At 67.1% G+C, this 12,782-nt stretch carries 3 protein-coding genes; 2 read left to right on the forward strand and 1 reads right to left on the reverse strand.

Annotated features, from left to right (window positions below):
* Positions 1 to 2,393: tachylectin-related carbohydrate-binding protein (locus DI276_RS44070; RefSeq protein ID WP_269814363.1), on the reverse strand; the 2,393-nt coding region annotated here is incomplete at its 3' end.
* Positions 2,394 to 2,652: 259 nt separating this feature from the next.
* On the opposite strand from DI276_RS44070, the gene DI276_RS44075 reads away from it, so the two are divergent.
* On the forward strand, positions 2,653 to 12,333 hold the full coding sequence (locus DI276_RS44075) for a LamG-like jellyroll fold domain-containing protein (protein ID WP_198681277.1): 9,681 nt from the start codon (positions 2,653 to 2,655) through the stop codon (positions 12,331 to 12,333).
* A complete protein-coding gene (locus tag DI276_RS44080; protein ID WP_198681278.1) occupies positions 12,330 to 12,776 on the forward strand; it encodes an immunoglobulin domain-containing family protein in 447 nt (148 codons plus the stop codon). The genes DI276_RS44075 and DI276_RS44080 overlap by 4 nt, the downstream gene beginning before the upstream one ends.
* The last annotated feature ends 6 nt before the right edge of the window (positions 12,777 to 12,782 follow it).

Below are 12,782 nucleotides of genomic sequence, written 5' to 3' on the forward strand. Positions count from 1 at the left end.
GCACCTTCCTTCTGCGTGTACACCTTGTTGTCCGTGCCGCGGACCGCGAGCTGCACCTTGCCGTCGGAGAACACGACCGCACCCGGCACACCGGCACCGACAACACCCGGAGCGGTCCGCTTGGCCTGGAGAACACCGTTGACGAACCGCTTCACCGCGATCGCGTTCTGCGGGTCGCGGTAGGCGATCTCGAAGCCGTCACCAGCAGGCACGACCGTCATGTCACCCGTCATGGCGTAGTCACCGGTGTCGGTCGCCTGACGCCAGGACCGGAACGCGCCGTCCGCAGTGAACTGCGTGGCGTACCACAGCTTGTTGCTGCCGTCGACGGCGAACGCGGTCAGCAGCTTGTCGTTGCCGCGCACCAGGATCGGGGCACTGAACAACGCTCCGTTCACGCCGGCCGGTGCGTTCCACTTGGTGTCGCCCGGCGTCAGCTGGGTGTAGGCCCTGGCTTGTGCGTTGGTGCCGTAGCCCATCACGACGGTCTTCTTGTCGTCCCGCTGCGCCAGAGAGGCGCGGCCGGTGAAGCCGGTGCTCGACAACCCTTGGAACGCCATGTTCTCGGTACCGGGAACCGTCTGGTAACCCCAGAACAACGTGCCCGCGTCATCGACGTAGCTGACCTCGAACTGCGTGCGCGTCGGGTTGTAGATCATCTGCGGACGCTCGTTCTGCGGCGCGGGGACGCTCGTCGGCGGGGTCACGACCTCCGGCGACTTCACCTTGCAGGAGTCGACGTCGACCATCATCTCCTTGGTGCCGGGCCACCACGCGAGGTACTCCTTCCAGTTGCCCTCGGAGCTCAGCGCCATGTCGTTCTTCACGTTGTCCCAGCGGTACCAGTACATGTCCGGCCCGCTGCGGCCGTAGATGATGTCCCCACCGGGAGACAGGATCTGCTCGTAGCCGTTCCAGCCCCAGCCGATCTGCTGCCCGTACTGGATCCAGCGGCGGTTCTTCCAGTCGTAGTGGAAGCGGTAGAGCGTGCCGCCGCTCACGTTCGGGTCGCGGGCGTACAGGACACCGTCACCCGCGGCGAGCACCTGGTCGTACTTGCCCCAGCCGTCGTCGATGATCTCCTTCGTCATCGTGCCGGCCTGCTCGTCGTAGACCGAGCGCTCCAGCCGACCGGTCGCCAACGCGGCGTAGATGTGGTTGTTGCTGTCGACGGTGACGCGGTTGTGGTACTGCGGCAGGTCCCAGCCGCCCCAGTTCGTGTCGATCCGCGTGCTGACGCCGTTGTTGTCCCAGCCGGTGCCGTTCCACCTCAGCCGGTGGAACTCGCCGTCGGGCTTGATGAAGTACTTCCAGCCGTTGGCACCGGCCATGAAGCGGTAACCGTTCCAGCCGGCGGGGACGACGCTGTCCGCGTCGAAGCTCCGGATACCGGTCTCGGCCTCCGTGTGCGGACGCAGGTGCATCGTGTTGTCCGTGAAGGACGCCCAGATGTTGGCCGAGGGCTTGCATTCCACGTCGGTCGCGAGTGTGCCGGTCTTGCACGAGTCGATCGCGGGCGCGATCTGCTCGACGTTGGTCCAGCCGGCGACGCGTTCCTTCCAGTTGCCGTACACGTTGTTGGCGAAGTAGCCCTGCTCGGGGTGGCTCTGGTCGGGAACGTAGCGGTACCACCAGGTTTCCCCGTTGGGGAACTTGCCGTAGATGATGTCGCCGCCCGGCGAGGCGAGCTGCTGGTAGCCGCCCCAGCCCCAGCCGACCATCTTGTCCCGCTGCAGCCACGTGTCCGAGGCGACGTCGTAGTGGAACCGGTAGAGCGTGCCGCCCGACACGTTCGGGTCCCTGGCGTAGAGCACACCGGCACCGGCCGAGAAGAGCTGGTCGTACTTGTCCCACCCGGAGCCGATCACCTTGCGGGACAACACCTTGGTGGTCTCGTTGTACCGGTACATCACAAGGTCGCCGCTCGACTCCGCGGCGAAGATGTTGTTGTCGGCGTCGACGGTCACCCGCCACTTGTACTGAGGCAGGTCCCAGCCGTTCCAACCGGTGGCGATCAGCTGGTGGTTCCCGTGGTCGTCCCAGTCCTCGGTCTGAGGGTTCCAGCGGTGCCTGCGCAGCTCACCGTTGTTGTGGATGGACCAGACATAACCGTTGGGGCCCGCCATGAAGCGGATGTTCCAGCCCGAGGCGATGCTCTTGTCACCGGACCAGTCGTCGTAACCCCCGGCGGGTTCGTTGAGCTTGCGCAGGCGGAAGTCGTCGCTGTTGGCGATGCCGACGAAGACGTTCGCGGTCGCCGCGCACTGCGGAACCTCGACGGCGTTGGCGACGTTGCCGCCACTTGAGACGATGGGCAGACCGACGATCCCCAGGATCGCGGCGAGCGAGATCTGCACCAACCGTCTCAACGGCCGGCGCGACCGGTTTCTCATAGCTGAGTCCCTTGCCCGGACACGCGAAAACACGCGTGCGTGGCACGCGTCCGGTAGTTGCTGTCATCCCCCATGGATGCCGACTTCGCAGGTTGTACCAGACGGATGTCAGGTCTGGGAGAGCCAAGTGAGCGGGACGGCCAACTCCGATTTCGTTACGCAAAGTGATGAGACTTACAGGGGTTGTAAAAGCTTCTTTTACGGATTTATGCTGCCCGGCGCCTGCATCAACACGGCACTACCTGGGGGAAAGATCAATATGGTCGGCCGTCGCGCCGGGCGTTTCCGCACGCCCATGTTCTTGGTGCCGTTCCTGGGCCTGTTGCTCACGGTCACCTTGGTCGCCGGTGTCGCCGGCCCCGGGTTCCCGCTCTGGCCGTGGTCGTCAGGCGGTGGCACGCTCGCCGAGCAGCTCGAGAAGGCCCGCGCGCTGGCGTCCAAACAGGACTCCGGTAGCGCCGACGGCCTCAAGTCCGAAAGCGACAGTCGTGAGGGCAACCGGGGCATGCCCGTCTCGGAGCAGTCCAAGTACGCCGTCCCGGACTACAAGAAGGCCACCGACGGTGTGCGCAACGCCGCGAAGGTCGTCGACCCCGCCGTCAAGCCGGCCGGCTTCAACGCCAAGACCAGCAAGGAGCTGGTCGACAAGCGCGGCACGCACGAGAGCACGTACCGCAACGCCGACGGCACGCTGACCACGCAGTTCAGCGACGCGCCGATCAACTACCAGCGTCCCGACGGCACCTGGGCGCAGATCGACCCGGCGCTGGTCGCCGAGAACGGGCAGTGGCGCAACAGATCCGACGGGGTCGACCTGCGCGTCGCGAACGCGGCCGGCGCGGCCGACCTCGTCAGGCTCAAGCTCGACGATGCCCACGAGTTCGCCTACGGCATGCGCGGTGCGCGCAACGTGGCCGGACAAATCGACGGCACAACCATCACGTACCCCGGCGTCGCGGACCACACCGATCTCAAGATCGAGTCCGTTGCGGGTGGCGCCAAGGAGACGCTGGTCCTGCGCGACCGCGCCGCTGCCCGCACGTGGGACTTCCCCTTGCGTCTCAAGGGACTCAAGGCACGCGTCGTCGACGGTGCGGTGTCTCTGGTCGACAACGACGGCCGCGAGAAGCTGCGCATCCCGGCCGGTTACATGATCGACTCGTCCGTGCGGGGCGAGGACGCCGCGGCGGCCATCTCCCACGGCGTCCGTTACGAGATCGTCGACAACGGACAGACCCTGCGCATCTCGCTCGACTCGGCGTGGCTGGACGACCCCGCACGTGCGTACCCGGTGCTGGTCGACCCGAGCGTCTTCGAGGCCTCCGGCAAGCTCAGCAGCATGCAGGTCACCAGCAGCGGTGGCCGCATCACCAACCCCACCGAGCTGCTCATCGGCAACAACGGCGGTGTGCGCTACACCTCGCTGATCCAGTTCCCCGCGATCGCGAGCTCCCTGCGCAACCACAAGATCTTCGGTGCCCAGCTGCAGGTCGTGAACTTCGACTCGACGACGTGCAAGCCGCAGCCGCTGACCGTCCACCGGGTCGCGGCGCCCTGGAGCACCAGCGGTGCCGACGGCCCCGCGATGAGTCCGGCGATCGCGGGCGCCTCCTTCTCGCACGGCTTCATGGCCGTCGGCCAGACCCGTTCTCCCTGCCCCGCGGCACCCGAGCTGATCGATCTCGGCATCGCCGGCGAGCAGATGGTGCAGGGCTGGGCCACCGGTGCCGCCGACTACGGCATCGCGCTGCGCGCCGGCACCTACGCGAACAACAGCGGTTTCAAGCGCTTCACCGGCAACTCGGCGAACCCGCCGAAGCTGTTCGTGACGCACAGCCCGTACAACGCGAAGTACCAGATCGACCAGCCGATCCCGGAGCCGCCGGTCACGAGCCAGCAGGGCGGCAAGGTCAAGGTCAAGGTCACCAACACCAGCGCCTACGACTGGCCGCAGGGCCAGTACGACCTGGCGTACAAGCTCTTCAAGGCCACCAACAACGAGTACCAGGGCGTCAAGGTCGCCGCACAGCTGCCCGCCGGCGGTATCCCCAGGGGCGGCGAGGCGACGATCGAGGCGAACATCGAGAAGCTGCCGATCGGCAGCTACGTGCTCGACTTCACGATGCGCCGCGGTGACCTGACGTTCACCGACGAGCAGGTCGCGCCCGCGCGGATCACGTTGGAGGTCTTCAACATCCCGCCGGTCGTCACCGGTCAGTACCCGCTCGCCGGTGCCAGCGTCGAGACGCTGCAGCCCCAGCTGTGGGCGAAGGGCGAGGACCACGAGAACGACCCGCTGAAGTACAAGTTCCAGGTCTGCGAGCAGGACGACGCCGGCAACCCGGTCAACTGCTTCGACTCCGGCTGGCTCGACAACGTCTACTGGACCGTCCCCGCCGGGAAGCTGCGCTGGGACCGGATCTTCTACTGGCGCACGTTCCTGTACGACGGCACCTCGGAGAGCGAGGGCATCAAGTTCTCCGCGCTGATCACTTCGGTGCCGCAGCCCGAGGTGACCTCGCGGATGGGCAACGCGCCCTACACCGGCAACGGTCTCGGCTTCGACCCGATGGTCGGCAACTACACGACCGCGGCCATCGACGCGGCCGCGGGCACCGTCGGCCCCGAGCTGAACGTCGCCCGCACGTACAACAGCCTCGACCCGCGGGCGAAGCTCACCTTCGGCAGCGGCTGGTCCTCCCGCTACGACATGCGGGTGCAGCCGGACGCCGACGGCTCTGGCAACGTCATCGTCACCTACCCGGACGGCCAGCAGGTCCGATTCGGCCAGAACCCCGACGGCAGCTACACCCCGCCGCCCGGCCGCGCCGCGACGTTGACCGGCCTGCCGAACAACAACGGCTGGCAGCTGATCGACAAGGACCGCACGGTCTACACGTTCCGCTTCGACGGCCCCGTCGCGTCCATCAAGGACAGTGCCGGTCGTCTGGTGGACCTGCAGTACGACACAGCGGGCAAGCTGTGGAAGACGATCAGCCGCACCAGCAACCGCACGCTGACGTTCGCGTGGAAGGCCGACGGCAGCCACGTCGAGTACGTCCGCACCGAGCCGGTCGACGGCGCGACGCTCGAGTGGAAGTACGTCTACGACGGCGACCGGCTGCTCGAGGTGTGCAACCCGGACGCGAAGTGCACGCGCTACGAGTACGAGAACGGCTCGCACTACCGCAGCGTCGTGCTCGACTCGCGGCCGGACTCCTACTGGCGCCTCGGTGAGGCGGGCGGCGACGACGCGGGCAGCCAGATCGGCGTCAAGCTGGGCAAGGACAAGGCCAAGTTCGTCAACATCGGCCCGAACTACGGCCGGCCGGGCGCGCTGGAGGGCAGCGACGACAAGGCCGTCGAGCTCAACGGCACGAGCTACGTCCAGCTGCCGGAGCAGAGCGTCAACAAGCACCGCGACCTCAGCGTCGAGCTGTGGTTCAAGACGACCTCGGCCGGTCCGCTGTTCAGCTACCAGGACAAGGTCGTCGACCAGACGCCCGGCGCGGGTGTGCCGGTGCTGTACGTCGACTCGGACGGCAAGCTGCGCGGCCAGTTCTGGAACGGGCGGATCGACCCGATCACCTCGACCGGCAGCGTCCGCGACGGCAACTGGCACCACGTCGTGCTGTCCGGATCGCTCGCCACCCAGTCGCTGTACCTCGACGGCGTCAAGATCGGCAGCCGCGAGGGCGTGATCGACCACCCGCGTCTGGAGTACGCGTACGTCGGCACCGCGCACACGGTCGGCGCGTTCCCCGGGATCGCCGCGGGCAGGACCCACTTCTCCGGCCACGTCGACGAGCTCGCGTTCTACGCGCGCCCGCTCGGTGAGAACCAGGTGCGCACGCACTTCCTGGCGCAGAAGCCGGGCAACCAGATCACCACCGTGCGCCTGCCGAGCATGAAGGTCACCGCGTCGGTCTCGTACGACCACGTGCACGACCGCATGAAGGAGTACGTCGACAGCGACGGTGGTCGCTGGCAGCTCGGCGTGCCGACGATCGGCGGCGACGAGCGCAACATCATCCGCTCGGTGCGCGTCGTCGATCCGGGCGGCCGACCGCAGTACTTCGACTTCGACGGGCTCAAGGGCCGCATCCTGCGCCAGGTCACGCCGCTCGGCGCGGCGACCAGGCCGGAAGACGTGATCGGCCGCAACTGCACCACGAACCCCGACGGGAACATCACCTGCAACGGCCTCGTGGTGGCCCTCGGCGTCCGGCTGTTCGACTACGACGAGTCGGGCTTCCAGCAGACGATCACCGACGAGATCGGCAACAAGGCCACCCTGGTGCACGACGACCGGGGCAACCTGACGAAGAAGATCAGCTGCCGCGAAGAGAACAACTGCCAGACGACCCACTACACCTACCAGGCTCCGACGGCGGACCCGACCGACCCGAAGACCGACAAGCTGATCGAGACGCGGGACGCTCGCTCGTCCGGCCCCGCCGACAACACGTACCTGACCAAGTCGGTGTACACGAGCTTCGGCGACCTGGCGGAAGAGACGAACCCCGACGGCGGTACGACGTTCCACACGTACACCGACGGCAACTCCCTCGCCTATGGCTCCACGACGGCGAAGGAGCCCGCGCGGCTGCTGAAGTCCACTTCGGACCCGCGCGGCGCGACGACGATCAACAGCTACTACGCCAACGGTGATCTCGCCGAGACGAAGTCGCCGTCCGGTCTGCGCACGGTGTTCACCTACGACGTGCTGGGCCGCAAGAAGACCGCGACCGAGTACTCGACGGCGTTCCCCGCGGGCGCCACGACGACGTACAAGTACGACAAGCTGGGCCGCGTCGTCGAGTTGACCTACCCGGCGGTGAAGAACGCGGTCACCGGCGAGACCCGCACCGAGACGGCGAAGACGCAGTACGACGAGGACGGCAACACCACCGTCGCCGAGCTCGTCGACTCCGCCGACCCCGGCAACCCGCGCCGTTCGACGTTCGAGTTCGACGACTACGGCCGGATGACCAAGACGATCGGGCCGGAGGGAAACGAGGCGTCGTTCGGCTACGACAACTTCGGCAACCGCACGTGGGCGGTCGACGCGAACGGCGTGAAGACCGTCTACACCTACACCGCGCGCAACAAGGTGTCGCAGGTGCGGCTGGTCGGCTGGCACGGCAAGGCGATCACGCCGGGCGCGTCGCGCGTCGAGCCGCTCGACCCCGACGAGCCGCTGCCGGACCTGGTGCTGGAGTCGAACCAGTACGACCACACGGGCAAGCTGGTGCTCCAGCTCGACGCCATGGGCCGCCAGACCCACTACACGTACTACAACGACGGTCTGGTCAAGGAAATCAGGGCCAAGGCCGACAACCTGGTCACGACCCCGTTCGTCTCGATCCAGCAGAACACCTACGACGCCGCGGGCAACCTGACCCGTCAGGTCGGCCTGGGCGGCAAGGTCACCACGCACGAGTACGACGTGACGGGCCGGGTCAAGGCCTCCGTGCAGGAGCCGGACACCCTGCGCAGGCGCACCGACTACAACTACGACCTGAGCGGCAACATCACGAAGGTCACCAAGAGCGGCGCGTTCTCCAACACGGGTCCGTTCGGTGCCTCGTTCACCGAGGTCGTCGACTTCGAGTACGACACCTGGGGCAGGCAGACCAAGGAGACGCTGAACGGCCCGAACGGCCCGGTGTCCACCAAGCGGGTCTACGACGACCGCGACAAGGTCACCTCGGTGATCGCGCCGCGCGGCAACGTCACCGGCGGCGTGCCCGCCGACCACACCACCGAGTACCGCTACGACGAGCGCGGCCGTGCCACGACCACGATCTCGCCGCCGGTCACCACGGAGGAGTACGGCAAGGCGCCGTCGGTCACCCGGCCGACGACCGTCACCGGCTACAACGCCTTCGGTGACGTCACCGAGGTGCGCAACCCCGCCGGTGACGTCATGAAGATGGCCTACGACAAGGCGGGCCGCACCGTCCGCACCGAGTCGCCTGGCTACAAGGCGCCGGGCAGCACCGAGACGAAGGTCGCCACGGTGGTCGCGGAGTACGACCCGATGGGTCGTGCCGTGAAGACCACCGACCCGTCCGGCGCGATCATCCGGATGTACTACGACCAGCGCGGGCGCCTGGTCGAGAAGCGCGACCCGAAGCCGGACGCACCCGGTGAGGCGGGCGGCAGCTGGTACTACACCTACACCAACAACGGCGACCTGCTGTCCACTGAGGACCCGACGGGTGGCGTCAAGCAGTCGACGTACGACCAGTTCTCGCGCCCGGTCACCCAGACCGTGCTGGAGACGACGCCGCAGCCCGCGGCGTACGAGACGAAGCTGGGCTACGACGCGCGGGGCAACCTGGAGACGGTCACCTCGCCCAAGAACGAGGTGACCAGGTTCGGCTACGACGTTCTGGGGCAGAAGACCAGCGTCACCGACCCCGCCGGCGTGGTCATGCAGCTCGGCTACGACAGCTTCGGCAACCAGGTGTACGTGAAGGACGGTCAGGGCCGTGCGCAGTACCAGCGCATGGACCAGGCCGGCAACAAGATCGCGGACGTGTCGATCGCGCCCACCGGTGAGACGCTGCGCACCGCCCGGCACGGCTACGACATCGCCGGCAACCAGATCACCTCGTCCGACCCGCTGAACAAGGTCACCAAGTACACCTACGACGCGCTCGGCCAGCTGACCAAGCTGGAGGAGCCGGTGTCCGCGACCGAGACGATCACGACGTCGTTCGGTTACGACACCTCCGGTCGCCGCACGCGGGTGACCGACGGCCGTGGGAACAGCACGTTCTACACGTACAACTCGCTGGGCAAGCCGGAGTCGGTGATCGAGCCGTCCACCACGGCGCACCCGGCCGAGGCGGACCGCAAGTGGACCGCCTCGTACGACGGCAACGGCAGGCCGACGGTGCTCACCGCACCCGGCGGCGTGTCCCGCACCCGCACGTACGACGCACTCGGCAGGCTCACCAAGGAGACCGGCGCCGGCGCCTCGGTGTCCACTGTGGATCGTGAAGTGTCGTACGACGCGGTCGGCCGTACGAAGACGATCAGCGCTCCGGTTGGCGTGAACACCTACGGGTACAACAACCGGGGTCTGCTGACCTCGGCGAACGGCCCGTCCGGTGACGCCACGTTCGACTACGACGAGGCGGGCAGGCTCAAGTCGCGGACCGACGCGTCCGGCAACGCCCTGTTCAACTACGACAAGGGCAGGCTGTCCTCGGTGCAGGACGGCGTGACCGGTGGCCTCGTCGCGTACGGCTACAACACCGCAGGCCTGCTCGAGACGATGAACTACGGCGGTGGCCGGGTTCGCACGTTCAGCTACGACAACCTCGGCCGTGAGTCGTCGGACGTCATCAAGAACGCGGCTGCCGCGGTCGTTTCGTCGATCGGCTACGAGTACGACCTCGTGGACCGGCTGACGAAGAAGACCACCGCCGGGACCGCGGGTGCGGGCGAGCAGACCTACACCTACGACGACCTCGGCCGCACGAAGACGTGGTCCTCTGGCGGGAACACGGTTTCGTACGCCTGGGACAAGTCCGGCAACCGGGTGCAGAACGGCACCAAGACCGCGGTCTACGACGAGCGGAACCGGGTGACGTCCGATGGCGACTACACCTACACGTACACCGCTCGCGGCACGCGTGCGTCGCGCACTTCCTCCGGCTTCGAGGAGAAGTTCGACTTCGACGCCTTCGACCGGCTGATCAAGGTCGGCAACGCCACCTACGCCTACGACGGCCTCGACCGCCCGACTTCGCGTGGCAGCAAGCAGTTCAAGTACGCCGGTCCGTCAATGGACGCCGTCAGCGACACGGACTCGACGTACGGCCGCGGCGTGTTCGGCGAACTGCTGTCGCTGGGTTCGGGTGCCGACAAGCGTCTGCTGGTGTCGGACAAGCACGGCGACGTGGTCGCCGGGCTGGACGCGACCACCGCGGACGTGCGCGACTCGGTTTCGTACGACCCGTGGGGCAAGCCGACGGCAACCTCGGGAACGAAGCGGAACGTCGGTTTCCAGGGCGACTGGACCGACCCCGACAGCGGTCACGTCAACATGGGCGCGCGCTGGTACGAGCCTTCGTCGGGTTCGTTCACGTCGCGTGACTCGGTGACCCAGGGCGGTCCAGGCTCGGCGGGCTTCAACCGCTACGTCTACGGGGTCGGCTCCCCGTTGAACGGCTTCGACCCCGACGGCCACGGCTGGTTCAGCGACGCGCTCTCGTGGGTCGGCGACAACATCTCGACGATCGGCCACACCGCACTGGACGTGGCCGGCCTGGTGCCAGGCCTGGGTGAGATCGCGGACGGCATCAACGCCGTCTGGTACCTCGCCGAGGGCAACTACACGGACGCGGCCCTTTCCGCAGCGGGCATGATCCCGTTCGGCGGCTGGGGCGCAACGGCCGCGAAGTGGGGCAACCGCGGCTACGACGCCATGCGCGGCGCCGACAACGTGCCCACCCCGCGCACGCCGGACGCACCGCACCCGCGGCGCCCCGACGGTCCTGGTGCCGGTAAGGGCCCGGACGGCATGCCGTTGAAGAAGGGCGACGCCCCATCCGCGGGCAAGGGTCTGCCTGATCCACGCAAACTGGCAGCGGAAGCAGCAGCACGTAAGGCTGCCGCGGCCAGAGCCGCCTACCAGGCGGCGGTGAAACGCACCGCGGCCGCCAAGTCAGCGGTCGCCCGCGCGGTCAAGTCCAACCCGATCCCGACCCTCAAGGCGGCACTGAAGCCGCGCATCGCCAACGCCAAGAACATCATCTCGGCGATGCCGAACGCGCCGGCCCGCATCGTGCAGACCGCGGTGACGAACGTCCAGGACCTCAACAAGGTCTACGAGACGATCAAGACCGCCATGCTCGGTGTCGGCAAGGAGGTCGTGAAGGAGGCCGCGCAGGCCCAGGTGGCGGAAACCCTCGCCACGATGGGGGTGCCGTACGCCGAGGACATCCTCGATCTGGCCAGCGGTGGCAAGAAGAGGAAGCGCCCTGGAGACAAGGGCAAGGAGGCCAAGCAGGACGCCTCCGGCGGCGCCTCGTGCCCGATCCGGCCGCCGGTGACCGCCGACAGCAACAGCTTCGCCGCGTCCACCCCGGTCCTGATGGCCGACGGCTCGCGCAAGACGATTGCTTCGGTGCAGATCGGCGACTCGGTGGTGGCCACGGACCCGACCACCAAGCAGACGACCACCAAGACCGTCACCGACGTCCGCTCGCACAAGGCCGACAGCAAGCTGTACAAGATCTGGGTCGCGGACAAGTCCGGTGTGGGCTCGATGGTTGCGACCGACGAGCACCCGTTCTGGGTGGACAGCCTGCAGAAGTGGGTCAACGCCGAGGACCTGAAGCCCGGCTACCGGTTCCTCACGGCGGACAACCGGTCTGCCACGGTCGTCCTGACGCTGCCCTTCACCGACCACGACCGCAGGGTCTACAACCTGACGGTCGATGGGCTGCACACCTACTACGTGGGTGCCGGGCGAGCCGATGTACTCACCCACAACTACGAGGTCACCAAGGTCAAGTGCCAGGACGAGCCGCAACTCGGCAGCACCCTCCCGGTGCGCAAGGAAGCGTCGGTCGGCAACGCCAACGGCAGCACCAACTACCGAGCCAACTTCAAGAAACACACCGGAATCGACCCAGACGCGGAAGGGCTGTGGGTCCACCACGCCATCGAGCAGGAAGTGCTCAACAAGTACCCCGGACTGTTCACCGAGGATGAGATCCACTCCGGGGAGAATCTGCGAGGTTTCAAGGACGGGCCGCACAACAGGCGTGCGCACCTGAGTGCCGTGAGGATCTTGTGGAACAAGTTCTACCGGCCGCACCGACTGGCCGGTACCACGCCGACCCGACAAGAGGTCCTGGACTACGTGACCTACGTCGATGACGAGCTGGGAAACTGGATGACACCGCGGGTGCGTTGAACGGAGTTTTGAACGTGGGCAGCTACTACGAGATCGAGCCAGAGGTGTCGGGAGGCCTCGGTCCGGACACCGTCTACGACCGCACGGTCATCCCGATGACGGTCACGCACGTGCACTACAAGGTGCACGACTGGCTCGGTGACTGCATCGTGACGGCGGACCCGGTGTTCCTGATCGTGCCGGCAACGGCCGCCAAGCTGCAGGATGCGGGCTTCACCGGGTTTCGTCTGGCTGACGCACAGGTGACGCCACACGAGCAGTTCCACATCCTCAACCCCGGTGGCCAGCCGCCGGAGCTCCGGTGGCTCCTCGTCGACGGGGAGCCGGGTGTGGACGACCTGGGAATCGCGGCCGGGATGCTGGTGGTCAGCGAAGCGGTGCTGGAAGTGCTTCGCGCCGACGGCATCAACCAGGCAACCGTGACCGAGTGGGAACCTGAGTAGGCGCGG

The sequence above is a fragment of the Lentzea terrae genome, from assembly GCF_003265345.1.
Taxonomy (GTDB): Bacteria; Actinomycetota; Actinomycetes; order Mycobacteriales; family Pseudonocardiaceae; genus Lentzea; species Lentzea terrae.

Coding starts and splice junctions, on each gene's coding strand:
- DI276_RS44075 (WP_198681277.1), top strand. CDS start 2,653: ATGGTCGGCCGTCGCGCCGGGCGTTTCCGCACGCCCATGTTCTTGGTG.